Genomic DNA, 25,129 nt, shown 5'->3' on the forward strand with positions numbered 1-25,129 from the left:
TAAAAAATGAGGTTGGGATTTTTATCCCAGCCTCTATTTGATATATAGTTCTTGATTTTTCAAAACAATTTCACGTACACTTGCAAATTTCTTAAGTTTTTTAAGATCTTCTGGATGTGTAACGAGGGTAATAACATATCCCTCGTTACCCATACGACCTGTACGTCCAGCACGGTGAGTATAGGTTTCAATATCTCTAGGGACGTCAAAGTTGAGCACACATTCCAGGCTATCAATGTCGATACCACGAGCTAGAAGGTCTGTCGCAAGAAGTAGTGTTAGCTGATTATCTTTGAATTTTTCTAAGATAACTTTTCTAAATTTGACGTTGACATCGCTAGCTAGTGAAACAGCTAAAACATCACGATACTGCAATTTTTCCTCGGCACTTCCAAGGTCTGACAAGCTATTGAAGAATACCAGTCCACGGAAGTCTTCGACATGTGCCAGTTTTCTAAGCATATCTACTCGATGACGTTGGTCTACTTGCATGTAGAAGTGTTGAATGTTGTCCAACTTTTGATCAGAGAGGTCGATGGTGCGAGTTTTAGGCGCAATCTTATCTTGGTCAAACTTGGTAGTGGCACTCATGTAAATAAGTTGGTGGTCGCGAGGTGCGTAGTGAGTAATCTTTTCTACAAAGTGGATTTGAGAGTCATCTAGCAACTGGTCAAACTCATCAAGTATGATAGTCTCCACATTCATCATCTTGATTTTTTTCAATTTGATCAGTTCGAAGATACGACCGGGAGTTCCGATCAAAATTTCTGGTCCTTTTTTTAGTCGTTCAATTTGGCGTTTTTGACTCGAACCTGACAGGAAGAGCTGAGCAGTCAAGCCAATAGCTTCACCCCAGGTTTTAGTTACCTCAAAAATCTGACCAGCCAGTTCAGTATTTGGTGCTAAAATCAATAGTTGTTGCGCTTTTTCCTTTTGGAGACGAAGAAGACTTGGTAGGAGATAAGCTAACGTTTTTCCTGTTCCTGTTGGACTGACTCCAAGGAGGGTTTGACCGTCTAAAATCGGATCAAAAAGCTGAGTTTGAATGGGGGTGAATTCTTGAAAGCCGAGTTGTTCGGTCAGCTCTTGCCATTCTTTAGGTAGTTTGGTTTTCATTTTTCTGCCTCAAATCTAATGCCAGCAGTCTGGCGCATGGTGTAGAGTAGCTTATGGACGTGTGTTGCATCATCCAACCAAGCTTGGTAAAGTTCTAGGTTTGGCTGCTTGATCATGTTTGCAAAAGCAGCGACCTCCTCAGTCATGGTATGAGGTGCTTGCTGAATAGGTAGATGTGTTTCATTACCTTGATGATCTGTAAAAATAGCAGAGCGGATATGCTCAATGGTGTTGAGTGTCAAGGTTCCATCTGTTGTATATATTTCACAATGCAGATTAGAAGTAATATTTTTACCAGCTTTGATATGGACTTGATAACCGGGATAAGATAAGATACCATCTCCGTTCAGATCAATAGTGTTGTCAAGTTGTTGAGCTTGATAGGTCGCATCGAGTGCTTTTCCAAATAAGCGAACCGCAGCATAGATTGGGTAAATACCTAAGTCCATGAGAGCCCCACCAGCAAAACGGTCTGAAAATACATTTGGCGTGTTTCCAGAAAGAAGGTCTGGCATCTTAGAAGAATACTTGGCAAAGTTGAGGTCTGCACCTAAAACCTCCTTATCTACTAAAAAGTTTTTAATAATTGTGAAGGATTCCTCATGATAGTTACGGGCTGCTTCAAAGATAAAACGGTGATGCTCCTGAGCTATTTGAATTAACTCTTGCCATTCTTGGGGTTGAGTCACAGCCGGTTTTTCAAGGATAACATGTTTACCAGCAGATAAGGCCTTTTTAGACTGACTATAATGCAGAGAATTGGGACTTGCAATATAGACAACATCAAATTCAGACTGGAAGAAATCCTCTAAATTATCAAATAGACTAACATTTGTATAGGAACTAGCAAATTGCTGAGCAGTCGTGAGCTTTCTTGAATAAACAGCCACTAACTGGAATTCCTGACTAGTATGAGCAGCTTCTATAAAGTGGTGACTGATTGCACCAGTACCGATAATACCGAGTTTAAGCATGAAATCTCCTTTTCTACAAGTAATGACTGCTTTCATTATATCACAGATAGACTAAACTAGCTAAAGGGAGACAATTCTTTTATTTGACACTTCGAATTTTCCTCAAAAAATGGTACAATAGATTCAGAAAAAATAGGAGTGTAGTATGAGATTATTACCTATGAGAAAAATTTCTCGTCATTCAAAAAGATTGGCGCTTTTTTTGACTTTTTGTGCGGGTTATGTAGATGCCTATACCTTTATCATACGTGGGAATACTCTAGTTGCAGGCCAAACGGGGAATGTCGTTTTCCTTTCCGTCGGTCTCATTCAGGACAATGTTTCAGATGCTAGTGCCAAGGTAATGACCTTGATTTCCTTCATGGTGGGTGTCTTCCTTTTGACAGTCTATAAAGAAAAGTTGAGGATTGTAAGAAAACCAATTCTATCCCTTATTCCACTAGCAATTTTATCTTTAATAATAGGATTTGTTCCCTTGACGGTTGATAATATATATATATAGTACCACCGTTAGCATTTTGTATGGGACTTGTAACAACAGCATTCGGAGAAGTTTCAGGAATTGCATACAACAATGCTTTTATGACTGGAAATATCAAACGAACCATGTTAGCATTTGGCGAATATGTTCGCACAAAACATACACCTTTTTTAAGAGAAGGTCTTATCTTTGTTAGCTTGCTGTCGAGTTTTGTGCTCGGGGTTGTTATATCAGCTTATCTTAGTATTTTTTATCTAAGTATGCTTTTTGCATCTTGGAGGAAAAAAATAAGAGAAAAAGTTTAAATTCGATGATAAATACTTGTCAAAAACTAGGAATCATGCTATACTTGAAGAGTTGACTATGCACAGTCCTGTGCAACCGCACGAACATCGTTGCTTGATTTTCAAGTGTAAGTGGTTCGTCCCACGATGCTAGGCGAGTCTTCACAAAAATACGGGGAAACCCCAAAAAATCATAGGAGGTGCATAATGAGCACATACGCAATTATCAAAACTGGCGGAAAACAAGTTAAAGTTGAAGTTGGTCAAGCAATCTACGTTGAAAAATTGAACGTTGAAGCTGGTCAAGAAGTTACTTTTAACGAAGTTGTTCTTGTTGGTGGTGAAAACACTGTTGTCGGAACTCCACTTGTTGCTGGAGCTACTGTAGTTGGAACTGTTGAAAAACAAGGAAAACAAAAGAAAGTTGTTACTTACAAGTACAAACCTAAAAAAGGTAGCCACCGTAAACAAGGTCACCGTCAACCATATACAAAAGTTGTCATCAACGCAATCAACGCTTAATTTTAAGGAGAACACATGATACAAGCAGTCTTTGAGAGAGCCGAAGATGGCGAGCTGAGGAGTGCGGAAATTACTGGACACGCCGAGAGTGGCGAATACGGCTTTGATGTCGTGTGTGCATCGGTTTCTACGCTTGCCATTAACTTTATCAATTCGATTGAGAAATTTGCAGGCTATGAACCAATCTTAGAATTAAACGAAGATGAAGGTGGCTATCTTATGGTTGAAATTCCTAGAGACCTTCCTTCACATCAGAGAGAAATGACTCAGTTATTTTTTGAATCATTTTTCTTAGGTATGGCAACCTTATCGGAGGACTCTTCAGAGTTCGTCCAAACCAGAGTTATCACAGAAAACTAACACGGAGGAAAACATTATGTTAAAAATGACTCTTAACAACTTGCAACTTTTCGCCCACAAAAAAGGTGGAGGTTCTACATCAAACGGACGCGATTCACAAGCAAAACGTCTTGGAGCTAAAGCAGCTGACGGACAAACTGTAACAGGTGGATCAATCCTTTACCGTCAACGTGGTACACACATCTATCCAGGTGTAAACGTTGGACGTGGTGGAGACGATACTTTGTTCGCTAAAGTTGAAGGCGTAGTACGCTTTGAACGTAAAGGTCGCGATAAAAAACAAGTTTCTGTTTACCCAATCGCAAAATAATCGCTCTAAGTAGCATAAAATAAGGCTTTCCGAGTTTTCGGAAAGCCTATTTTTTTGTTTTGGTACCCTTTTTGGTACCCAGAATGATTTTTATGTAAAATTTTTGTACAATATCATCGGTTTATACTCAATGAAAATCAAAGAGCAAACTAGGAAGCTAGCCGCAGGCTGTACTTGAGTACGGCAAGGCGACGTTGACGCGGTTTGAATTTGATTTTCGAAGAGTATTAATTTCTTATTTTATAAAAGTGTATATACTATCGCATATACTTATAAAGCCAGTCTTTCTTTAACAAATCACTAACTAAAAATGTGCAGTAATTATTTTATTACAAGCTTTAAAAATACAGGTGAGGAGATTTTTACTAGCTTTGAAAAGTATGATAATTCTAACTGATATAACCATAGTTATCGTATTAAATATCAAGATAGTTCTAGGCTTAATTTTTTTATAGGATTGGCTATTAGTAAGAAATATGGTATAATATAGGGTGAGACCTTCTTAATAAATAGTGAAAGAGTATAAAATGAAAAAAATTGTCATTAACGGCGGGAGACCATTGAAAGGTGAAATTACGATTAGTGGCGCTAAAAATAGTGTCGTTGCCTTAATTCCTGCCATTATTTTATCAGATGATGTTGTGATTTTGGATTGTGTTCCAGACATCTCTGATGTAGCTAGTCTTATTGAGATTATGGAGATCATGGGAGCTAGTGTCAAGCGTTATGACGATGTTCTTGAGATTGATCCTCGTGGTGTTCAAAATAAACCAATGCCTTATGGTAAAATTAATAGCTTGCGTGCGTCTTATTATTTCTATGGTAGTCTTTTAGGACGTTTTGGTGAAGCAACTGTAGGTTTGCCTGGAGGGTGTGACCTAGGACCACGTCCGATTGATTTGCACTTAAAAGCATTTGAAGCTATGGGAGCTAAGACAACCTACGAGGGAGATAATATGAATCTCTCAACCCAGGGATCAAGTCTACATGGTGCGCATATCTATATGGATACTGTTAGTGTTGGTGCAACAATCAATACAATGCTAGCAGCAGTAAAAGCTAAAGGTCGAACAGTTATTGAAAATGCTGCTCGCGAACCTGAAATCATTGATGTGGCTACATTATTAAACAATATGGGCGCTCACATTCGTGGAGCAGGTACAGATATGATTACAATTGATGGTGTGGATAGCTTGCACGGAACACGCCACCAAGTCATCCCTGACCGTATCGAAGCAGGTACATATATTTCAATGGCAGCTGCAGTAGGTCATGGGATTCGAATTAATAATGTACTTTATGAGCATTTAGAAGGATTTATTGCTAAACTTGAAGAAATGGGTGTTCACATGACTGTTTCTGAAGACAGTATTTTCGTCGAAGAGCAAACAAATCTAAAGGCTGTTAATATTAAGACAGCTCCTTATCCAGGTTTCGCAACAGATCTTCAACAGCCTATTACTCCCTTGCTATTAAAAGCAGAAGGTCGTGGCACATTGATTGATACAATCTATGAAAAACGTGTCAACCATGTTTTTGAATTAGCCAAAATGAATGCAGATATTTCAACAACAAACGACCACATACTTTATAAGGGTGGAAATCCTTTGCAGGGTGCAAAAGTTAAGGCAACAGACCTACGTGCTGGAGCTGCCTTAGTTATTGCTGGCTTGATGGCTGAAGGAAAAACAGAGATTACCAATGTTGAATTCATCCTTCGAGGCTACTCGAATATTATCGAAAAATTGCGTAATCTTGGAGCAGATATTGAGCTAATTGAAGATTAGCAATTTGAGGATTGCAATGAATATCTGGACTAAATTAGCAAAATTTTCTTTCTATGAGACGGAACGTTTATATTTCCGTCCCTTCTTTTTTACGGATGTAGATGATTTTCATCAACTTGCATCAGATCCTGAAAATCTTCAATTTATCTTTCCTGCACAAGCAAGTATTGAAGAAAGTCAGTATGCTCTTGCCAATTATTTTATGAAATCACCTTTGGGGATTTGGGCTATTTGTGATAAAAAAGAGCAAAGAATGATTGGAGCTATCAAGTTTGAAAAGCTTGATGAAATTAAGAAAGAAGCAGAAATTGGCTATTTTTTAAAGAAAAACTATTGGTCTCAGGGTTATATGACTGAAGCAGTTACCAAATTACGAGATTTATCCATGAACGAGTTTGCCTTGAAGCAACTTTCGATTGTGACACATCTAGAAAATGTTGCTAGTCAGAAAGTAGCAGAAAAATCAGATTTTGTTCTTTATCGTCGTTTTAAAGGTAGCGATCGTTATACCCGAAAGATGCGGGATTATCTAGAATTCCGTTATACAAAAGGAAATCTAAATGAGTAAACACCAAGAAATATTAGCCTACTTGGAAGAATTACCAGTTGGGAAGCGTGTTAGTGTTCGTAGTATTTCAAATCGGCTGGGAGTAAGTGATGGTACGGCATATCGGGCTATCAAAGAAGCTGAAAATAGGGGACTTGTTGAAACACGTCCTCGAAGTGGAACAGTACGTGTAAAGTCCAAAAAAGTAGCTATTGAGAAATTAACGTTCGCAGAAATTGCAGAAGTTACAGGCTCGGAAGTTTTAGCTGGTCAAGCTGGATTGGATAGAGAATTTAGTAAATTCTCCATTGGAGCGATGACTGAAAAGAATATTCTTTCTTATCTTCATGATGGTGGCTTACTTATCGTAGGAGATCGAACACGTATTCAGTTATTAGCACTTGAAAATGAAAATGCTGTCTTGGTAACAGGTGGATTTGAAGTTCATGAAGATGTTTTGAACCATGCTAATAAAAAAAATATTCCAGTATTACGCAGTAAACATGATACATTTACAATTGCGACTATGATCAACAGAGCTTTGTCTAATGTTCAGATTAAGACTGATATTTTGACGGTTGAAAAAATCTATCGTACCAGTCATGAATATGGTTTTCTACAGGAAACGGATACTGTCAAAGATTATCTAGACTTGGTTCGTAAGAATAGAACGAGCCGTTTCCCTGTCATCAATCAGCATCAGGTTGTTGTTGGTGTAGTTACTATGCGTGATGCTGGAGATAAATCACCTGGTACAACGATAGATAAGGTCATGACAAGGACAGTCTATATGACTGGTTTAGCGACGAATATTGCTAACGTTAGCCAGAGAATGATTGCTGAAGACTTTGAAATGGTACCTGTTGTGAGAAGCAATCAAACCTTACTTGGTGTCATTACTAGACGGGATGTTATGGAAAAGATGAGTCGCTCTCAAGTTTCAGCTTTACCAACATTTTCAGAACAGGTTGGTCAGAAGTTATCTTACCACCATGACGAAGTTGTCATCACGGTTGAACCATTTATGTTGGAAAAAAATGGAGTCCTTGCAAATGGAGTTCTTTCAGAAATATTGACCCATATGACGCAAGATCTGGTTGTGAATAGCGGACGTAACCTTATCATTGAACAAATGTTGATTTATTTCTTACAAGCTGTTCAGATTGATGATACCTTGCGGATTCAGGCTAGAATTATTCATCATACGAGAAGGTCAGCTATTATTGACTATGACATTTATATCAATCATCAAATCGTATCAAAAGCAAATGTTACTGTAAAAATTAATTAAAACTAGGAGAAAACATGATTACATTAAAATCAGCTAGAGAAATCGAAGCAATGGATAAAGCTGGCGATTTTCTTGCCAGTATTCACATCGGTTTGCGTGACATCATCAAACCAGGTGTAGATATGTGGGAAGTAGAAGAATATGTGCGTCGTCGTTGTAAAGAAGAAAATTTCCTTCCACTACAAATCGGTGTTGATGGGGCAATGATGGATTATCCTTATGCCACTTGCTGTTCACTCAATGACGAAGTAGCCCATGCTTTTCCACGCCACTATATTTTGAAGGAAGGCGATTTGCTGAAGGTTGATATGGTTCTTGGTGGGCCAATCGCTAAGTCTGACCTCAATGTTTCTAAACTCAACTTTAACAACGTTGAGCAGATGAAAAAATATACTCAAAACTTTACGGGCGGCTTGGCAGATTCTTGTTGGGCATACGCTGTTGGTAAACCGTCAGAAGAAGTTAAAAACTTAATGGACGTGACCAAGGAAGCTATGTACATTGGTATTGAAAAAGCTGTTGTAGGAAACCGTATTGGAGATATTGGAGCTGCTATTCAGGAATATGCTGAAAGTCGTGGTTACGGCGTTGTTCGTGATCTTGTAGGACACGGCGTTGGTCCAACTATGCATGAAGAACCAATGGTTCCTAACTATGGTATCGCAGGTCGCGGTCTCCGCCTTCGTGAAGGCATGGTTTTGACAATCGAACCTATGATCAATACAGGTGATTGGGAAATCGATACAGATATGAAAACAGGTTGGGCACATAAAACAATCGATGGTGGACTATCATGTCAGTACGAGCATCAGTTTGTTATTACTAAAGATGGGCCTGTAATCTTGACAAGTCAAGGTGAAGAGGGAACTTATTAAAAAAAAAGGAGCTGAGCTCCTTTTTTGATTCTTTCAAGTTGAAAATAAATTTGCGTAGCGGATTTCTTACAAACGTTTTCTTTTATAGTAAAATAAAAGATGACTATATGAAAGAAGGTTCTTAATTGGAAAGTATTTTATTTTTTATTTCTGTCTTTATAGCTGGGATTTTGTCATTCTTTTCTCCCTGCATCTTTCCCTTGTTACCAGTCTACGCAGGTGTTCTGCTAGATGATCAAGAGGAGTCAAGGACATTTCGTTTTTTGGGTAAAGATGTTGCCTGGTCAGGATTGATTCGGACACTCTGTTTCATTGCGGGTATCTCTCTCATCTTCTTTATTCTTGGATTTGGAGCAGGATTCCTTGGGAATTTACTTTATACTGACTGGTTCCGTTATGTCATGGGAATCATGATTATTATACTGGGTTTGCATCAGATGGAAATTCTTCACTTACAAAAATTAGAGGTACAAAAAACAGTAACATTTAAGCAAAAACAATCTAGCAAATATATGTCGGCCTTTTTACTGGGTATCAGCTTCAGCTTTGGCTGGACTCCATGTATAGGCCCAGTTTTAAGTTCTGTTTTAGCACTGGCTGCCTCAGGAGGAAATGGAGCTCTTCAGGGAGCCTTATTAACCCTCATTTACACTCTCGGAATGGCGCTTCCATTTTTAGTTCTGGCCTTGGCATCAGGTCTTATCATGCCTTATTTTAGTAGAATCAAATCCCACATACTTTTATTGAAGAAAATTGGTGGTTTATTGATCATTCTCATGGGAATTTTATTAATGTTGGGACAGTTAAATGTCTTATCTGGAATATTAGGATAAAAGGAGTTATCTATGAAAAAAATTATCTATTTTGGGCTTAGTTTCTTGTCTCTCTTTCTTCTGATTGCTTGTGGCAAGGAAGAGAAAAAATCAAGTCAAGAAAATCAAACGACTCAGACACAGCAGCAAGCAACTGTGAAGCAAGTGGCTGTAGGAGCAGAAGCACCTGATTTTACGCTTCAATCAATGGATGGAAAAGAAGTGAAATTATCTGATTTTAAAGGTAAAAAAGTTTATCTTAAATTTTGGGCATCTTGGTGTGGACCATGTAAGAAGAGTATGCCAGAATTGATGGAGCTTGCTGCTAAGGAAGATCGTGATTTCGAAATTTTATCTGTCATTGCGCCGGGTATTCAAGGTGAAAAAACGATAGATCAATTTCCAAAGTGGTTTGAAGAACAAGGTTATAAAGACATTCCTGTTTTATATGATACAAAAGGAACTGTTTTTCAAGATTATCAAATTCGAAGCATCCCTACAGAGTATCTAATTGATTCACAGGGTAAAATTGCTAAGATTCAATTAGGTGCGATTAGTAACGCAGATGCAGAAGCAGCTTTTGCTCAAATGAAATAAAGTAATGAAATATAAAAATGTCTAGACAAACCGTCTAGACATTTTTTCTAACTTAAATTAGTTTTTAGAAGCTTCTTGGAATTCAGGGTTTTTCCAAGCTTCATCAATGATAGCTTTCAATTCTTTAGCAGAAGCTTGCATTTTTTGAAGTTCAGCATCGTTCAATGGGATGTTCACTGGACGTACAATACCGTGTGCTCCAACAACAGCTGGTTGACCAATGAAGACATCATTGATTCCGTATTGGCCTTCTTGGAATACAGAAAGTGGAAGTACTGCGTTTTCATCATCAAGGATTGCTTTAGTGATACGAGCAAGGGCAACGGCGATACCATAGTATGTAGCACCTTTTTTGTTGATGATTGTGTAAGCAGCGTCACGAACACCTTCGAACAATTCGATCAATTCAGTTTCTTGAACATTTTGAGTGTCCTTAAGGAATTCTTCAAGGTTAACACCAGCAATGTTAGCGTGTGACCAAACGGCAAATTCTGAGTCACCGTGTTCACCCATGATGTAGGCGTGAACTGAACGAGCGTCTACATCCAATTTTTCAGCAAGGGCTTGACGGAAACGAGCTGAGTCAAGAGAAGTACCTGAACCGATAACGCGTTCTTTAGGGAATCCTGAGAATTTCCATGTAGAGTATGTCAAAACGTCAACTGGGTTAGCAGCTACAAGGAAGATACCGTTAAATCCTGATTCAACAACTTGTGTTACGATTGATTTGTTGATTGCAAGGTTTTTACCAACAAGATCAAGACGAGTTTCACCTGGTTTTTGAGGAGCACCAGCAGTGATAACTACAAGGTCAGCGTCCGCACAGTCAGCGTATTCAGCAGCATAGATCTTTTTAGGTGAAGTGAAAGCAAGGGCGTGGCTAAGGTCAAGAGCGTCACCAACAGCTTTTTCGTGTAATTGAGGAATTTCAATGATACCAAGTTCTTGGGCAATTCCTTGGTTAACAAGAGCGAAAGCGTAAGATGAACCTACGGCACCATCACCAACGAGGATAACTTTTTTGTGTTGTTTAGTTGCTGTCATTAGTCTAAACATCTCCTTTGTTTTTTTAAGGGTAATACCCTGTCTGATTTCATTCTATCACTTTTAAATAGCTTTGTCACGGATATAACATCCAGTTATCAATGTAAACGTTTTAGGGGTATCCAGAGACTGAAATATAAGCTAAACTATGGTATAATATATCTAGTTACTAATAGTGAAATGAGGCATTTTTTAATGCAAGATAAAAATTTAGTGAATGTCAATCTGACAAAGGAGATGAAGACCAGCTTTATCGACTACGCCATGAGTGTTATCGTATCGCGGGCCCTTCCTGATGTTCGAGATGGGTTGAAACCAGTTCATCGTCGTATTTTGTACGGAATGAACGAATTAGGGGTTACACCTGATAAACCTCATAAGAAATCTGCCCGTATTACAGGGGATGTTATGGGTAAATACCACCCACACGGTGATTCATCTATTTACGAGGCTATGGTCCGTATGGCTCAATGGTGGAGCTACCGTTACATGCTTGTAGATGGACATGGAAACTTTGGTTCCATGGATGGTGATGGTGCCGCAGCTCAGCGTTATACTGAAGCGCGCATGAGCAAGATTGCACTTGAGATGCTTCGTGACATCAATAAAAATACCGTTGATTTTGTAGATAACTATGATGCCAATGAACGTGAACCTGTTGTTCTACCAGCTCGTTTCCCAAATCTTTTGGTCAATGGTGCTACAGGTATTGCCGTTGGTATGGCGACCAATATTCCGCCACATAACTTGGGTGAAACCATTGATGCGGTTAAGTTGGTTATGGATAATCCAGAAGTTACTACCAAGGACTTGATGGAAGTACTCCCTGGGCCTGACTTCCCAACTGGTGCCCTTGTTATGGGGAGATCAGGGATTCATAAGGCCTATGAAACAGGAAAAGGCTCCATTGTTCTTCGTTCCCGTACAGAAATCGAGGAAACAAAAACTGGTCGCGAACGTATCGTTGTAACAGAATTTCCATACATGGTTAATAAGACTAAAGTCCATGAGCATATTGTGCGTTTAGTTCAAGAAAAACGTATCGAAGGAATCACAGCTGTTCGTGACGAATCTAACCGTGAGGGTGTTCGCTTTGTTATCGAAGTGAAGCGTGATGCCTCTGCCAATGTCATCTTGAACAATTTGTTCAAGATGACTCAAATGCAAACGAGTTTTGGGTTTAACATGCTGGCTATCCAGAATGGTGTACCAAAGATTCTCTCTCTTCGTCAAATCTTGGATGCTTATATTGAGCACCAAAAAGAAGTGGTGACTCGTCGTACTCAATTTGACAAAGAGAAAGCTGAAGCGCGTGCACATATCTTAGAAGGTTTGTTAATTGCCCTAGACCATATTGATGAAGTTATTCGTATCATTCGTGCCAGTGAAACGGATGCAGAAGCCCAAGCTGAATTGATGAGCAAGTTCAAGTTATCTGAACGTCAAAGTCAAGCAATTCTCGATATGCGTCTACGTCGTTTGACAGGTTTGGAACGTGACAAGATTCAGTCGGAATATGATGAGCTTATTGCTTTGATTGCTGACTTGGCAGACATTCTTGCAAAACCAGAACGCGTAGCGCAAATCATCAAGGAAGAATTGGATGAGGTCAAACGTAAGTTTGGCAATCCACGTCGTACTGAGTTGATGGTTGGTGAAGTCTTGACGCTTGAAGATGAAGACTTGATTGAAGAGTCTGATGTTCTCATCACTCTATCAAATAAAGGTTATATCAAACGTTTGGACCAAGACGAATTTACAGCTCAAAAACGTGGTGGACGTGGCGTTCAAGGAACTGGAGTTAAGGACGATGACTTTGTGCGTGAATTGGTTTCAACCAGCACTCACGATCATTTGCTATTCTTTACTAATAAAGGGCGTGTGTATCGTCTTAAGGGATATGAAATTCCAGAGTATGGTCGCACTGCCAAGGGCTTGCCAGTCGTCAATCTTTTGAAACTAGACGAAGGTGAAAGTATTCAAACCATTATCAATGTCGAATCTGAACGCAGTGATGATGCCTATCTCTTCTTTACAACTCGTTCTGGTATTGTTAAGAGAACCAGCGTTAAAGAATTCGCAAACATTCGTCAAAATGGTCTCAAAGCCTTGAATCTGAAAGATGAGGATGAGTTGATTAATGTCTTACTAACTGAAAAAGACACGGATATCATCATCGGAACCAAATTAGGTTATGCAGTTCGTTTCAATCAGTCTTCAGTTCGTAGTATGAGTCGTATCGCCACTGGTGTTAAAGGGGTAAACCTTCGTGAAGGTGATGCAGTAGTAGGAGCGAGAGTGATCACTGACCAAGATGAAGTCCTCATCATAACTGAAAAAGGATACGGTAAGCGCACAGTTGCGACTGAATACCCAACAAAAGGTCGTGCCGGTAAGGGAATGAAAACAGCCAATATTACTGAAAAAAATGGTCCTCTGGCTGGTCTCTTAACAGTAAACGGTGACGAAGACTTGATGATTATCACTGACACAGGTGTCATGATTCGAACAAATGTAGCTAATATTTCGCAAACGGGGCGTTCAACTATGGGAGTAAAAGTGATGCGTCTAGATCAAGATGCTAAGATTGTGACTTTTACAAGTGTTGCAGCAGCAGAAAAAGAAGAAGTTGGGGCAGAACAGGAAACAGAAAGTGAAGCATAATGTCTCAAAAAAAGAATCAAAGTAAAAAAAATAAACGTAAGAATCTACTGATTAACATACTGGCAGGATTCCTAATCTTGTTATCTATCGCTTTAATCTTCAATGCTAATATTCGTGATATGTTCATGATTTGGAATACTAATAAGTATCAGGTCAGTCAAGTGACCAAGGAAGAGATTGAAGAGAACAAAGAAACAGAAGGAAATTTCGATTTTGATTCTGTAAAATCACTTTCCTCGGAGGCAGTCCTATCAGCTCAGTGGAATTCTCAGCAACTTCCAGTAATCGGAGGGATTGCCATTCCAGAGCTTGAAATGAACCTACCAATATTTAAGGGACTCGATAATGTTAACCTCTTTTATGGTGCTGGGACAATGAAAGCCAATCAGGTAATGGGGGAAGGAAATTATTCTCTAGCAAGTCACCGTATCTTTGCAGGTGAAAATGCAGATAAGAAATTATTCTCTCCTCTTGCTCGCGCTGAGAAAGGGATGAAAATTTATCTCACTGATAAAGAGAAAGTCTATACATACGAGATTGAAGAAGTTAAAATTGTAACTCCTGATCGAGTAGATGTAATTGACGAACGTGATGGGATTAAAGAGATTACCTTAGTAACCTGTGAAGATGCTAATGCAGTTGAGAGAATCATCGTTAAAGGAAATTTGACAGAGATAAAATCTTATGCAGAAACTCCATCAGATATCTTAGAAGCCTTTAATAAACCCTATAAACAATTTTATGAATAGTAGAAGAGGTTGGGACAAAAGAGCCCGACCTCATTTTTTATTAGCAATCAAACTTTGACGCGGTAGCTGATTGAACTTTTTGTTCGTCTTTTAGACTCCAAAAAGCTCCTAATCATCCTCGCGGGGCTGGGACTACGAAATCGAGACTTTGTCTATCGATTTCTGTCCCACCGCCTTTTCTTGTCAATTTCAGAAAATAGATAGGAAAAAGACTTTTCAATTTTGGTAAAAAGTAGTATAATGTTTCTATTATAGAAATTTTTAGAAAATTCCGAAAGAGGTTTGTTATGGGATACACAGTTGCTGTTGTCGGCGCTACAGGTGCCGTTGGTGCTCAAATGATCAAAATGTTGGAAGAATCAACTCTTCCGATCGATAAGATTCGTTACCTTGCGTCTGCACGTTCTGCAGGAAAGGTCTTGCAATTCAAAGGTCAAGATGTGACCATCGAAGAAACAACAGAAGACGCTTTTGAAGGAGTTGATATTGCTCTTTTCTCAGCTGGTGGATCAACTTCTGCAAAATACGCACCTTATGCTGTAAAAGCAGGAGCAGTCGTCGTAGATAACACTTCTTACTTCCGTCAAAATCCAGATGTACCATTGATTGTTCCTGAAGTGAATGCTCACGCCCTTGATGCTCATAACGGAATCATCTCTTGTCCTAACTGTTCAACTATTCAAATGATGGTAGCTCTTGAACCAGTTCGTCAGAAATGGGGCTTGGACCGTATTATCGTATCAACTTATCAAGCAGTTTCAGGTGCTGGTATGGGAGCAATTCTTGAAACCCAACGTGAGCTTCGTGAAGTCTTGAATGACGGTGTTAATCCACGTGATGTGCATGCGGAAATCTTACCTTCAGGTGGCGATAAGAAACACTATCCAATTGCTTTTAATGCCCTTCCTCAAATTGATGTTTTCACAGATAATGACTACACTTACGAAGAGATGAAGATGACAAACGAAACCAAGAAAATCATGGAAGACGATAGCATTGCCGTATCAGCAACATGTGTACGTATTCCAGTTTTGTCAGCTCACTCTGAGTCAGTCTATATTGAAACAAAAGAAGTGGCCCCAATTGAAGAAGTGAAAGCAGCTATTGCTGCCTTCCCAGGTGCAGTTCTTGAAGATGATGTTGCTCACCAAATTTACCCACAAGCTGTCAATGCTGTTGGTTCACGTGATACTTTCGTTGGACGTATCCGTAAAGACTTGGATGCAGAAAAAGGTATTCATATGTGGGTAGTCTCTGATAATCTTCTTAAAGGTGCAGCTTGGAACTCAGTTCAAATCGCAGAAACACTTCACGAACGTGGTCTAGTACGCCCAACAGCTGAATTAAAATTTGAATTGAAATAATGTGTAGGAGTTCATTTGAACTCCTTCTTTAAAATAGAGAGGTGTTTTGTATGTCTTATCAAGATTTAAAAGATTGTAAAATTATCACGGCCTTTATTACTCCTTTTCATGAAGATGGGTCAATCAATTTCGATGCCATTCCAAAGTTGATTGAACATTTATTAGCACATCATACAGACGGAATTCTCCTAGCAGGAACAACTGCTGAGAGTCCGACTCTAACTCACGATGAGGAGTTGCAGTTGTTTGCGGCTGTTCAAAAGGTTGTCAATGGCCGTGTTCCTTTAATTGCTGGTGTTGGTACCAATGATACACGTGACTCTATCGAGTTCGTCAAAGAAGTAGCGGAATTTGGTGGTTTTGCGGCTGGTCTTGCGATTGTTCCTTACTACAATAAGCCACCCCAAGAAGGTATGTATCAACACTTTAAAGCTATTGCAGATGCATCTGATTTACCTATCATTATCTATAACATTCCAGGTCGTGTAGTTGTAGAAATGACTCCAGATACCTTACTTCGTTTGGCGGAACATCCAAATATCATTGGTGTTAAGGAATGTACCAGTCTTGCCAATATGGCTTACTTGATTGAGCATAAGCCAGAAGAATTCTTGGTATACACTGGTGAGGATGGAGATGCTTTCCATGCTATGAACCTTGGCGCAGACGGAGTTATATCTGTTGCTTCCCACACTAATGGGGATGAGATGCATGAAATGTTCACTGCAATCGAAGAAAGTGATATGAAGAAAGCGGCAGCTATTCAACGTAAATTTATTCCTAAGGTTAATGCTCTATTCTCTTACCCGAGTCCGGCACCTGTTAAGGCAGTACTCAACTATATGGGATTCGAAGCTGGGCCTACTCGTCTACCTTTGGTTCCTGCGCCTGAAGAGGATGCTAAACGCATTATCAAGGTTGTTATTGATGGGGATTACGAAGCAACCAAGGCAACTGTCACCGGAGTTCTTCGTCCTGATTACTAAAATTTTCATTATTAATGATAGAAACTTTCTAAACAAGTCAATTTGTTGGGAAGTTTTTTTCTTTTTTTACGAATAAATAGATAGAGAGAAAAATAAGGAGTCTATCATGAAAATTAAGATTGATAATTTTGAGATTTATAAGTTAAAACAAGCAGGTCTGAGTAATCAACAGGTTTTAAAGGTTCTTCAATATGGAGAAATTTATGATCAGGAATTAAGCTTAGAAACGATAGCAGAAGCATCTGAGTGTAGAAATCCAGTGGTTTTTATGGAACGTTACCATAAACTCACCTTTGAAAGTATGGAGAGATTAAGAAGTGACTTTGAAAAATTTCCCTCATTTTCCATTCTAGACGATGTCTATCCCTTTGCTCTCAGTGAAATCTATGATGCTCCAGTATTGTTATTTTATAAGGGCGATTTAAATCTCTTAAAGTTGCCTAAGATTGCAGTTGTAGGCAGTCGCTCTTGTAGTCAAACAGGGACAAAATCGGTCCGCAAGGTTATTGAAGAACTGGAGAATGAACTAGTCATTGTCAGTGGCCTTGCTAGAGGGATTGATACTGCAGCCCATATGTCTATTCTTCAAGGTGGTGGAAAAACTATTGCAGTTATAGGGACTGGCTTGGATGTCTATTATCCTCGATCTAATAAACGACTGCAGGACTACATTGGTGAATATCATTTGCTACTGAGTGAATATGGACCTGGTGAAGAACCCTTGAAATATCACTTTCCAGCTCGAAATCGGATTATTGCTGGCCTATGTATGGGTGTTATAGTTGCTGAAGCAAAGATGAGATCTGGTAGTTTGATTACCTGTGAGCGAGCTATGGAAGAAGGAAGAGATGTTTTTGCTATTCCGGGTAGCATTTTAGATGGTCGTTCAGATGGTTGTCATCACTTGGTTCAAGAAGGTGCAAAACTTGTTTCGAGTGGTCAGGATGTGCTAGCAGAATTTGAATTTTAAGAACTAGTAAGATTTTATCGGTTAAACTTTTCTTCTATATATAAGAGTTAAGTCTTGACAGGTTTTTAAAAATGGTTTACACTTTATAAAGTTTATTACTTTGAAAAGGTGTGATACTGTGGCTACGGCAACAAAGAAAAAAAAATCAACAGTTAAAAAAAATCTAGTAATCGTGGAGTCGCCTGCAAAGGCTAAAACGATTGAGAAATACCTGGGTAGAAATTATAAGGTTTTAGCCAGTGTTGGTCATATTCGTGATTTGAAAAAATCCAGTATGTCAGTCGATGTAGAAAATAATTATGAACCCCAATATATCAATATTCGTGGGAAAGGTCCTCTGATCAATGACTTGAAAAAAGAAGCTAAAAAAGCCAGTAAAGTCTTTCTCGCAAGTGACCCGGACCGCGAAGGAGAAGCAATTTCTTGGCATTTAGCTCATATTCTGAATCTAGATAAAAATGATGCTAACCGTGTTGTTTTCAACGAGATTACCAAGGATGCGGTAAAAAATGCCTTTAAAGAACCTCGTAAGATTGACATGGATTTGGTGGATGCCCAACAAGCCCGTCGTGTCTTGGACCGCTTGGTAGGTTATTCTATTTCACCAATTTTATGGAAAAAGGTCAAGAAGGGCTTATCAGCTGGCCGTGTTCAGTCTGTTGCGCTCAAGTTAATCATTGACCGTGAAAATGAGATCAATGCTTTTCAACCAGAAGAATATTGGACTATTGATGGAATCTTCAAAAAGGGGACTAAGCAATTCCAAGCATCCTTCTATGGAATGAATGGCAAGAAGATGAAATTGACTAGTAATGAAGAGGTCAAAGAAGTCTTGTCTCACCTATCCAGCAAAGACTTTACAGTGGATCAGGTAGATAAAAAAGAGCGCAAGCGTAACGCTCCACTACCTTATACTACCTCAACTATGCAGATGGATGCAGCTAATAAAATCAATTTCCGTACTCGAAAGACCATGATGGTTGCCCAGCAACTCTATGAAGGGATTAATATTGGTACGGGCGTCCAAGGTTTGATCACCTATATGCGTACAGACTCGACTCGTATCAGTCCAGTTGCACAAAATGAAGCTGCAAGCTACATCAATGAACGTTTTGGTAGTAAGTATTCTAAGCATGGTAGCAAGGTCAAAAATGCTACTGGTGCTCAAGATGCCCATGAGGCTATTCGCCCATCAAGTGTCTTTAACACGCCAGAAAAAATTGCTAAATACTTAGACAAAGACCAACTAAAACTCTATACCCTTATCTGGAACCGTTTTGTAGCGAGTCAGATGACTGGTGCCATCTTTGATACCATGGCTGTTAAGCTCTCTCAAAATGGAGTTCAATTTGCAGCAAATGGTAGTCAAGTTAAGTTTGATGGTTACTTGGCCATTTACAATGACTCAGATAAGAATAAGATGTTGCCAGACATGGCAGTTGGTGATGTGGTCAAACAGGTCAATAGTAAACCTGAGCAGCACTTCACTCAACCACCAGCTCGATATTCGGAAGCAACACTGATTAAGACCTTGGAAGAAAATGGTGTTGGACGTCCATCAACTTATGCACCCACTATTGAAACCATTCAAAAGCGCTATTATGTGCGTTTGGTAGCCAAGCGTTTTGAACCGACAGAACTGGGAGAAATTGTCAATAAACTGATTGTTGAATACTTCCCAGATATCGTCAATGTAACCTTTACAGCTGAAATGGAAGGTAAACTAGATGATGTCGAAGTCGGTAACGAACAATGGCAACGAGTCATTGATGAATTTTACAAACCCTTCTCTAAAGAGGTTGCCAAAGCCGAAGAGGAAATGGAAAAAATCCAGATCAAGGATGAACCAGCTGGATTTGATTGTGAAGTGTGTGGCAGTCCAATGGTCATTAAACTTGGTCGTTTTGGTAAGTTCTACGCTTGTAGCAATTTCCCAGATTGCCGTCATACCCAAGCAATCGTGAAAGAGATTGGTGTTGAGTGTCCAAGCTGTCATCAAGGACAAATTATTGAACGAAAAACTAAGCGTAATCGTATCTTCTATGGTTGCAATCGCTATCCAGAGTGTGAATTCACTTCTTGGGACAAGCCTGTAGGGCGAGATTGTCCAAAATGTGGAAACTTCCTCATGGAGAAAAAAGTCCGTGGTGGGGGTAAGCAAATCGTTTGTAGCAATGGTGATTACGAAGAAGAAAAAATCAAATAAAAAAATGAGTCCTGAAAGTAAATTTCAGGCTCTTTTTAGTAAAAGCTTGACAAAATTCATCATTGTATGCGAAACTAGAAGAAGATTATTTTATACTCAATGAAAATCAAAGAGCAAACTAGGAAGCTAGCCGCAGGCTGTGCTTGAGTACGGCAAGGTGAAGCTGACGTGGTTTGAATTTGATTTTCGAAGAGTATTAACTAGGAGAAGTTATGCGTATTATCTATCTGATTATTGGATTTCTGTCATTAGCTCTGGCTATTGTTGGAGTTGTCTTGCCCCTGTTGCCTACGACTCCTTTTCTTCTGTTGTCTATTGCTTGTTTTTCCAGAAGTTCCAAGCGTTTTGAAGATTGGCTTTATCATACCAAACTTTATCAGACTTACGTAGCGGACTTTCGTGAGACCAAGTCTATTGCGCGTGAACGTAAGAAAAAGATTATTGTATCGATTTATATCTTGATGGGAATTTCCATTTATTTTGCGCCTCTTTTACCAGTCAAAATCGGTTTGGGATGTTTAACCATCTTTATTACCTACTATCTTTTTAAGGTTATTCCTGATAAAGAATAGCTTTAATAAGTAACGATTTCCCTTGATAAAAATAAAAACATATTCAAAATAATATGATATAATAAATTTAAACTAATCTTCAAGGAGAATCAAATGATTTACGAATTTTGTGCTGAAAATGTAACCTTGCTTGAAAAAGCTATGCAGGCAGGAGCTCGCCGTATCGAGCTTTGTGATAATCTAGCAGTTGGTGGAACAACTCCAAGCTACGGAGTGACAAAGGCAGCTGTGGAACTGGCGGCCGACTACGATACGACCATTATGACTATGATTCGCCCGCGTGGTGGTGATTTTGTCTACAATGATTTAGAAGTTGCTATCATGCTTGAGGATATTGCTCTAACTGCTCAAGCAGGAAGTCAAGGCGTTGTCTTTGGTGCATTGACTGCTGATAAGAAGTTGGACAAGGCCAATCTTGAAAAATTGATTGCTGCATCTAAAGGTATGGAAATTGTTTTCCATATGGCATTTGATGAATTGAGCGACCAAGATCAGTTAGAAGCTATTGATTGGCTCAGCCAAGCTGGAGTGGCACGCATCCTGACTCGTGCTGGCCTATCTGGCGATTCTCTAGAGAAACGTTTTGCGCACTATCACAGAATCCTAGAACACGCTGCAGGAAAAATTGAAATTTTACCTGGTGGGGGGATTGACATGGACAACCGTCAAACCTTTATTGACCAACTGGGCGTGACACAATTACATGGAACTAAGGTTGTCTTTTAAAAAATAGAAAGGAACTGCTAGCTTTTGGTAGCAGTTTTCGCTTATGTTTGAAATTTTTAAAGCTTATCAGTTTAATAGTAAAAAGGCTAAAGAGTATGGATTTGTAGAAAATCAAGGTGTATGGACCTATAGTTCGACTATCTTGCAGGGATATTTTCTCATGATGGTTACAGTTGAGGATGGGGACTTAAGTTTTCATATTTATGACCAAGAAACTGGCGAACTCTATCCTCAAGTCCACATGGAAAGTATGAGAGGTACTTTTGTCGGAAGCGTTCGAGAGGCATGTCTAGAGGAACTTTTTGATATTAGAAAGGCCTGTTTTGAGGTACAGGAATTTCTCTGTTCACAGACCAAGAGAATCATGGCGCTTGTTCAAGAAAAGTATGGGAATCAATTAGAATATCTATGGGAGAAATCGCCTGATACAGCTGTTTTGCGCCATGAAAATAATCAGAAGTGGTATGCGGTTCTTATGAAGATTTCTTGGGATAAGCTTGAAAAGGGCAGAGAAGGGTTAGTGGAAGCAGTCAATCTCAAACATGATCAAGTGTCTGATTTGTTGGTAAAAAAAGGGATTTATCCAGCCTTTCATATGAACAAGCGCTACTGGATTAGTGTGCCACTGGATGACAGTTTATCAGATGAAGAGATGCTAGAATTGATCGAAAAAAGCTGGAACTTGACCTTGAAAAAGTAATTAGATTTACTTGATTTTTCAAATACTTTCAATTAGCAAAATATTCTTTACTGAAGAAATTTTCAGAAAATATTGGATTTTTTCTTGACATGTGTTTTTTCCTATGCTAAAATACTAAACAAGATATCAAACGAAGGAGAAAGTCAAACATGAAAACAGCTAAGTTTAATCAATTTGCTTTGTTGTTGAGGTACTCGGGCTAGTGCAGAAGCATTAGTCCTGTTTGGCTTACCAAGCGGGAGTAAATCAACATCTCGCTTGGAACTCCGAGCGAGATGTTTTTTTAAACCAAATTTAGAAAAGGGGAAATCTTATGAGAACAGTTGAATTTCTAGATACTAGCCTTCGAGATGGTGAGCAGACACCAGGTGTTAATTTTTCTATTAAGGAAAAGATTGCCATAGCAAGACAACTGGAAAAATGGGGAATTTCGGCAATTGAAGCTGGTTTTCCAGCAGCTAGTCCTGACTCATTTACTGCAGTTCAGGAAATTGCAAAAGTCTTGAAGAAAACAGCAGTGACTGGTTTAGCTCGCTCTGTTAAATCAGATATTGACGCTTGTTATGAAGCACTTAAGGATGCTAAGTATCCACAAATCCATGTTTTTATCGCTACTAGTCCTATCCATCGTGAATTTAAGTTGAATAAAAGCAAAGAGGAAATTTTGGAAGCTATTAAAGAGCATGTTTCCTATGCACGTTGTAAATTTGAAGTAGTAGAATTCTCTCCTGAAGATGCGACTAGAACTGAGTTGGATTTTCTCCTACAAGTCGTTCAAACAGCGGTAGACGCAGGGGCAACCTATATCAATATTCCTGACACGGTTGGTTTTACCACACCAGAGGAATATGGGAATATCTTCATGTATCTGATTGACAATGTTAAAACCGACCGTCAGATTATCTATTCGCCTCACTGTCACGATGACCTTGGAATGGCAGTTGCAAATAGCCTTGCTGCTGTTAAAAATGGTGCGGGGCGTGTTGAAGGAACCATTAACGGTATTGGAGAACGAGCTGGGAATGCTGCTTTAGAAGAAATAGCAGTAGCCCTCAATATTCGACAAGATTATTATCAAGCAGAGACAAGTATCGTCCTAAACGAAACGATTAATACGTCCGAAATGGTCTCTCGCTTCTCAGGAATTCCAGTTCCAAAAAATAAGGCGGTTGTTGGAGGAAATGCCTTCTCTCACGAATCAGGTATTCACCAAGATGGCGTTCTTAAAAATCCTCTTACTTATGAAATCATCACACCTGAATTGGTTGGTGTCAAAAGTAACAGTCTTCCGCTCGGTAAATTGTCTGGTCGTCATGCCTTTGTAGAAAAACTGAGAGACTTAGCCCTAGATTTTACAGACGAAGACATCAAACCACTTTTTGCTAAGTTCAAGGCCTTGGCAGATAAGAAGCACGAAATCACTGATGCTGATATTCGAGCTCTGGTAGCTGGAACCATGGTCGAAAATCCAGAAGGCTTTCACTTTGATGACTTGCAACTTCAAACCCATACAGATAACACAATTGAAGCACTTGTTAGTCTAGCAAATATGGATGGTGAGAAGGTCGACTTTACAGCTACAGGTCAAGGTTCTGTTGAAGCTATCTTTAATGCTATCGACAAGTTCTTTAACCAATCGGTTCGCTTAGTATCCTATACGATTGATGCGGTAACTGATGGGATTGATGCACAGGCACGTGTATTGGTCACTGTTGAAAACAGAGATACAGAGACTATCTTTAACGCAGCCGGGCTTGATTTCGATGTGCTGAAAGCTTCAGCTATTGCCTACATCAATGCTAATACCTTTGTTCAAAAAGAGAATGCTGGCGAGATGGGAACAACAGTTTCCTATCGAGACATGCCTAGCGTGTAAAGGAGAAAGCTATGACAAGGAAAATAGTTGCCCTAGCAGGTGATGGTATTGGCCCAGAAATCATGGAAGCTGGTTTAGAAGTTCTAGCATCTATATCCGAAAAAACAGGCTTTGACTATGAGATAGATAGACGACCTTTTGGAGGTGCAGGTATTGATGTTACAGGACATCCCTTGCCAGACGAAACGCTCAAGGCTTCTAGAGAAGCGGATGCTATTCTACTCGCTGCAATTGGTAGTCCTCAGTATGATGATGCTCCAGTTCGCCCCGAACAAGGACTTTTGGCTCTCCGAAAGGAACTCAATCTCTATGCTAATATTCGTCCTATTAAAATATTTGAGAGTCTCAAGCACTTATCACCTCTTAAGCCAGAACGAATAACTGGTGTTAACTTTGTAGTAGTACGTGAGTTGACAGGTGGGATTTACTTTGGTGATCATATTCTTGAAGAGAAAAAAGCGCGTGATATCAATGACTATAGCTATGAAGAAGTAGAGCGGATTATTCGTAAGGCTTTTGAAATTGCAAGAAGTCGGAGAAAAATCCTTACCAGTATTGATAAGCAAAATGTTCTAGCGACCTCAAAACTCTGGAGGAAAGTGACTGAAGAAGTCGCGAAAGGTTTCCCCGATGTAACCCTGGAGCACCAGCTGGTCGACTCGGCTGCCATGCTCATGATTACAAATCCATCCAAATTTGATGTTATTGTGACAGAGAATCTTTTCGGAGATATCTTATCTGATGAATCAAGTGTTCTATCAGGTACACTCGGGGTTATGCCATCAGCCAGCCACTCTGAAGATGGTCCGAGTCTCTATGAACCGATTCATGGTTCGGCGCCTGATATTGCAGGTAAAGGAATTGCCAATCCTATTTCTATGATTTTATCAGTTGCTATGATGTTGCGTGATAGTTTTGGACGATATGAGGATGCTGACCGTATCGAAGATGCTGTTGAAACAACTTTAGCTGCAGGAATTTTAACGAGAGATATAGGAGGACAGGCTTCTACCAAGGAAATGACGGAAGCCATTATCGCAAGACTATGAAACTAAACGAAGGAATTACTTTTGCCCTCCTGATTTGGAATCTCATCATTTTCTTGATATATGGCATTGACAAATTTAAGGCAAGGAGAAGAGCTTGGCGCATCCCAGAGAAAATCTTACTCATTTTAGCCTTTGCTTGTGGTGGTTTTGGTGCCTGTCTAGCAGGAATCGTTTTTCATCACAAGACTAGAAAATGGTATTTTAAAACAGTTTGGTTTCTAGGAATGGTGCCTACGCTAGTAGCCTTATATTTTATTTGGAGGTAAT

Annotated in this window: 24 protein-coding genes, 1 pseudogene and 1 other annotated feature; of the genes and pseudogenes, 22 read left to right on the forward strand and 3 right to left on the reverse strand. The window is 39.4% G+C overall.

Features of this window, described 5'->3' with window-relative positions:
* Positions 1-33 precede the first annotated feature (33 nt).
* Complete coding sequence (locus tag HMPREF2619_RS10040; RefSeq protein WP_070461046.1) at positions 34-1,116, reverse strand: DEAD/DEAH box helicase; 1,083 nt, start codon at positions 1,114-1,116, stop codon at positions 34-36.
* On the reverse strand, positions 1,113-2,090 hold the full coding sequence (locus HMPREF2619_RS10045) for a Gfo/Idh/MocA family protein (RefSeq protein WP_070461048.1): 978 nt from the start codon (positions 2,088-2,090) through the stop codon (positions 1,113-1,115). The genes HMPREF2619_RS10040 and HMPREF2619_RS10045 overlap by 4 nt, the downstream gene beginning before the upstream one ends.
* 145 nt (positions 2,091-2,235) lie before the next feature.
* On the opposite strand from HMPREF2619_RS10045, the pseudogene HMPREF2619_RS10050 reads away from it, so the two are divergent.
* The 10 genes and pseudogenes from HMPREF2619_RS10050 (at position 2,236) to sdbB (ending at position 9,956) form a co-directional block, all read left to right on the forward strand.
* Positions 2,236-2,876, forward strand: a pseudogene (locus HMPREF2619_RS10050) (YoaK family protein).
* Positions 2,877-2,940: 64 nt separating this feature from the next.
* Positions 2,941-3,027 (forward strand) — a sequence feature (ribosomal protein L21 leader region).
* Between the two features lie 35 nt (positions 3,028-3,062).
* Complete coding sequence (gene rplU / locus HMPREF2619_RS10055) at positions 3,063-3,377, forward strand: 50S ribosomal protein L21 (protein WP_000109137.1); 315 nt, start codon at positions 3,063-3,065, stop codon at positions 3,375-3,377.
* A 15-nt stretch (positions 3,378-3,392) separates the two neighbouring features.
* Positions 3,393-3,737, forward strand: a complete 345-nt coding sequence (locus HMPREF2619_RS10060; RefSeq protein WP_000613695.1) for a ribosomal-processing cysteine protease Prp — start codon at positions 3,393-3,395, stop codon at positions 3,735-3,737.
* 16 nt (positions 3,738-3,753) lie between these two features.
* The gene (gene rpmA / locus HMPREF2619_RS10065; RefSeq protein WP_000916509.1) at positions 3,754-4,047 is read left to right on the forward strand and encodes a 50S ribosomal protein L27; all 294 of its coding nucleotides are present in this window, start codon (positions 3,754-3,756) and stop codon (positions 4,045-4,047) included.
* A 527-nt stretch (positions 4,048-4,574) separates the two neighbouring features.
* Positions 4,575-5,834 (forward strand): UDP-N-acetylglucosamine 1-carboxyvinyltransferase, encoded by a 1,260-nt coding sequence (locus tag HMPREF2619_RS10070; protein WP_045763439.1) that lies wholly within the window; start codon positions 4,575-4,577, stop codon positions 5,832-5,834.
* Positions 5,835-5,850: 16 nt separating this feature from the next.
* Positions 5,851-6,402: a GNAT family N-acetyltransferase gene (locus HMPREF2619_RS10075; protein WP_001028718.1), complete on the forward strand. Its 552-nt coding sequence runs from the start codon at positions 5,851-5,853 to the stop codon at positions 6,400-6,402.
* The gene (gene spxR, locus HMPREF2619_RS10080) at positions 6,395-7,672 is read left to right on the forward strand and encodes a CBS-HotDog domain-containing transcription factor SpxR (protein WP_045763437.1); all 1,278 of its coding nucleotides are present in this window, start codon (positions 6,395-6,397) and stop codon (positions 7,670-7,672) included. Before HMPREF2619_RS10075 ends, spxR begins: the two co-directional genes overlap by 8 nt.
* A 14-nt stretch (positions 7,673-7,686) precedes the next feature.
* Entirely contained in the window at positions 7,687-8,547 is an 861-nt protein-coding gene (locus HMPREF2619_RS10085; RefSeq protein ID WP_049525847.1) for a methionyl aminopeptidase, read from the forward strand.
* Between the two features lie 125 nt (positions 8,548-8,672).
* Entirely contained in the window at positions 8,673-9,380 is a 708-nt protein-coding gene (ccdA2, locus tag HMPREF2619_RS10090) for a thiol-disulfide oxidoreductase-associated membrane protein CcdA2 (RefSeq protein ID WP_049526265.1), read from the forward strand.
* Between the two features lie 12 nt (positions 9,381-9,392).
* Positions 9,393-9,956 carry a thiol-disulfide oxidoreductase-associated lipoprotein SdbB gene (gene sdbB / locus HMPREF2619_RS10095; protein ID WP_070461049.1) on the forward strand — a complete coding sequence of 188 codons (564 nt, stop codon included), beginning with the start codon at positions 9,393-9,395 and terminating at the stop codon, positions 9,954-9,956.
* Between the two features lie 57 nt (positions 9,957-10,013).
* Here sdbB and HMPREF2619_RS10100 read toward each other — a convergent pair whose 3' ends face one another.
* A complete protein-coding gene (locus HMPREF2619_RS10100) occupies positions 10,014-11,000 on the reverse strand; it encodes an L-lactate dehydrogenase (protein ID WP_070461050.1) in 987 nt (328 codons plus the stop codon).
* A 195-nt stretch (positions 11,001-11,195) separates the two neighbouring features.
* Between HMPREF2619_RS10100 and gyrA the strand changes: the two genes are divergently transcribed.
* The 12 genes from gyrA to HMPREF2619_RS10160 all read left to right on the forward strand — a co-directional run bounded on the left by gyrA (position 11,196) and on the right by HMPREF2619_RS10160 (position 25,128).
* A complete protein-coding gene (gene gyrA / locus HMPREF2619_RS10105) occupies positions 11,196-13,664 on the forward strand; it encodes a DNA gyrase subunit A (RefSeq protein ID WP_070461053.1) in 2,469 nt (822 codons plus the stop codon).
* Positions 13,664-14,413, forward strand: coding sequence for a class A sortase (locus HMPREF2619_RS10110; RefSeq protein WP_000078698.1), 750 nt, complete (start codon positions 13,664-13,666; stop codon positions 14,411-14,413). The genes gyrA and HMPREF2619_RS10110 overlap by 1 nt, the downstream gene beginning before the upstream one ends.
* 287 nt (positions 14,414-14,700) lie before the next feature.
* Positions 14,701-15,777 (forward strand): aspartate-semialdehyde dehydrogenase, encoded by a 1,077-nt coding sequence (locus HMPREF2619_RS10115; protein WP_070461054.1) that lies wholly within the window; start codon positions 14,701-14,703, stop codon positions 15,775-15,777.
* A 50-nt stretch (positions 15,778-15,827) separates the two neighbouring features.
* Positions 15,828-16,763 carry a 4-hydroxy-tetrahydrodipicolinate synthase gene (gene dapA / locus HMPREF2619_RS10120; RefSeq protein ID WP_070461056.1) on the forward strand — a complete coding sequence of 312 codons (936 nt, stop codon included), beginning with the start codon at positions 15,828-15,830 and terminating at the stop codon, positions 16,761-16,763.
* A 112-nt stretch (positions 16,764-16,875) separates the two neighbouring features.
* The gene (gene dprA / locus HMPREF2619_RS10125) at positions 16,876-17,733 is read left to right on the forward strand and encodes a DNA-processing protein DprA (protein WP_083279658.1); all 858 of its coding nucleotides are present in this window, start codon (positions 16,876-16,878) and stop codon (positions 17,731-17,733) included.
* A gap of 118 nt (positions 17,734-17,851) precedes the next feature.
* A complete protein-coding gene (gene topA / locus HMPREF2619_RS10130) occupies positions 17,852-19,939 on the forward strand; it encodes a type I DNA topoisomerase (RefSeq protein WP_070461058.1) in 2,088 nt (695 codons plus the stop codon).
* Positions 19,940-20,151: 212 nt separating this feature from the next.
* On the forward strand, positions 20,152-20,511 hold the full coding sequence (locus tag HMPREF2619_RS10135; RefSeq protein ID WP_045763427.1) for a YbaN family protein: 360 nt from the start codon (positions 20,152-20,154) through the stop codon (positions 20,509-20,511).
* A gap of 93 nt (positions 20,512-20,604) precedes the next feature.
* On the forward strand, positions 20,605-21,237 hold the full coding sequence (locus HMPREF2619_RS10140) for a copper homeostasis protein CutC (protein WP_070461059.1): 633 nt from the start codon (positions 20,605-20,607) through the stop codon (positions 21,235-21,237).
* Between the two features lie 43 nt (positions 21,238-21,280).
* Positions 21,281-21,937 (forward strand): MmcQ/YjbR family DNA-binding protein, encoded by a 657-nt coding sequence (locus tag HMPREF2619_RS10145; RefSeq protein WP_070461061.1) that lies wholly within the window; start codon positions 21,281-21,283, stop codon positions 21,935-21,937.
* Positions 21,938-22,250: 313 nt separating this feature from the next.
* A complete protein-coding gene (locus HMPREF2619_RS10150; RefSeq protein WP_070461067.1) occupies positions 22,251-23,813 on the forward strand; it encodes a 2-isopropylmalate synthase in 1,563 nt (520 codons plus the stop codon).
* An 11-nt stretch (positions 23,814-23,824) separates the two neighbouring features.
* Positions 23,825-24,862, forward strand: coding sequence for a 3-isopropylmalate dehydrogenase (gene leuB / locus HMPREF2619_RS10155; RefSeq protein ID WP_070461069.1), 1,038 nt, complete (start codon positions 23,825-23,827; stop codon positions 24,860-24,862).
* Positions 24,859-25,128 (forward strand): DUF1294 domain-containing protein, encoded by a 270-nt coding sequence (locus tag HMPREF2619_RS10160; RefSeq protein WP_070461071.1) that lies wholly within the window; start codon positions 24,859-24,861, stop codon positions 25,126-25,128. Before leuB ends, HMPREF2619_RS10160 begins: the two co-directional genes overlap by 4 nt.
* The last annotated feature ends 1 nt before the right edge of the window (position 25,129 follow it).

The sequence above is a fragment of the Streptococcus sp. HMSC074B11 genome (assembly GCF_001808705.1).
GTDB lineage: Bacteria > Bacillota > Bacilli > Lactobacillales > Streptococcaceae > Streptococcus.

What these genes read in the sequence shown, in the direction of transcription:
- HMPREF2619_RS10040 (WP_070461046.1), bottom strand. Translation starts at nt 1,116, where the DNA reads ATGAAAACCAAACTACCTAAAGAATGGCAAGAGCTGACCGAACAACTC.
- HMPREF2619_RS10045 (WP_070461048.1), bottom strand. Translation starts at nt 2,090, where the DNA reads ATGCTTAAACTCGGTATTATCGGTACTGGTGCAATCAGTCACCACTTT.
- rplU (WP_000109137.1), top strand. Translation starts at nt 3,063, where the DNA reads ATGAGCACATACGCAATTATCAAAACTGGCGGAAAACAAGTTAAAGTT.
- HMPREF2619_RS10060 (WP_000613695.1), top strand. Translation starts at nt 3,393, where the DNA reads ATGATACAAGCAGTCTTTGAGAGAGCCGAAGATGGCGAGCTGAGGAGT.
- rpmA (WP_000916509.1), top strand. Translation starts at nt 3,754, where the DNA reads ATGTTAAAAATGACTCTTAACAACTTGCAACTTTTCGCCCACAAAAAA.
- HMPREF2619_RS10070 (WP_045763439.1), top strand. Translation starts at nt 4,575, where the DNA reads ATGAAAAAAATTGTCATTAACGGCGGGAGACCATTGAAAGGTGAAATT.
- HMPREF2619_RS10075 (WP_001028718.1), top strand. Translation starts at nt 5,851, where the DNA reads ATGAATATCTGGACTAAATTAGCAAAATTTTCTTTCTATGAGACGGAA.
- spxR (WP_045763437.1), top strand. Translation starts at nt 6,395, where the DNA reads ATGAGTAAACACCAAGAAATATTAGCCTACTTGGAAGAATTACCAGTT.
- HMPREF2619_RS10085 (WP_049525847.1), top strand. Translation starts at nt 7,687, where the DNA reads ATGATTACATTAAAATCAGCTAGAGAAATCGAAGCAATGGATAAAGCT.
- sdbB (WP_070461049.1), top strand. Translation starts at nt 9,393, where the DNA reads ATGAAAAAAATTATCTATTTTGGGCTTAGTTTCTTGTCTCTCTTTCTT.
- HMPREF2619_RS10100 (WP_070461050.1), bottom strand. Translation starts at nt 11,000, where the DNA reads ATGACAGCAACTAAACAACACAAAAAAGTTATCCTCGTTGGTGATGGT.
- gyrA (WP_070461053.1), top strand. Translation starts at nt 11,196, where the DNA reads ATGCAAGATAAAAATTTAGTGAATGTCAATCTGACAAAGGAGATGAAG.
- HMPREF2619_RS10110 (WP_000078698.1), top strand. Translation starts at nt 13,664, where the DNA reads ATGTCTCAAAAAAAGAATCAAAGTAAAAAAAATAAACGTAAGAATCTA.
- HMPREF2619_RS10115 (WP_070461054.1), top strand. Translation starts at nt 14,701, where the DNA reads ATGGGATACACAGTTGCTGTTGTCGGCGCTACAGGTGCCGTTGGTGCT.
- dapA (WP_070461056.1), top strand. Translation starts at nt 15,828, where the DNA reads ATGTCTTATCAAGATTTAAAAGATTGTAAAATTATCACGGCCTTTATT.
- HMPREF2619_RS10135 (WP_045763427.1), top strand. Translation starts at nt 20,152, where the DNA reads ATGCGTATTATCTATCTGATTATTGGATTTCTGTCATTAGCTCTGGCT.
- HMPREF2619_RS10140 (WP_070461059.1), top strand. Translation starts at nt 20,605, where the DNA reads ATGATTTACGAATTTTGTGCTGAAAATGTAACCTTGCTTGAAAAAGCT.
- HMPREF2619_RS10145 (WP_070461061.1), top strand. Translation starts at nt 21,281, where the DNA reads ATGTTTGAAATTTTTAAAGCTTATCAGTTTAATAGTAAAAAGGCTAAA.
- HMPREF2619_RS10150 (WP_070461067.1), top strand. Translation starts at nt 22,251, where the DNA reads ATGAGAACAGTTGAATTTCTAGATACTAGCCTTCGAGATGGTGAGCAG.
- leuB (WP_070461069.1), top strand. Translation starts at nt 23,825, where the DNA reads ATGACAAGGAAAATAGTTGCCCTAGCAGGTGATGGTATTGGCCCAGAA.
- HMPREF2619_RS10160 (WP_070461071.1), top strand. Translation starts at nt 24,859, where the DNA reads ATGAAACTAAACGAAGGAATTACTTTTGCCCTCCTGATTTGGAATCTC.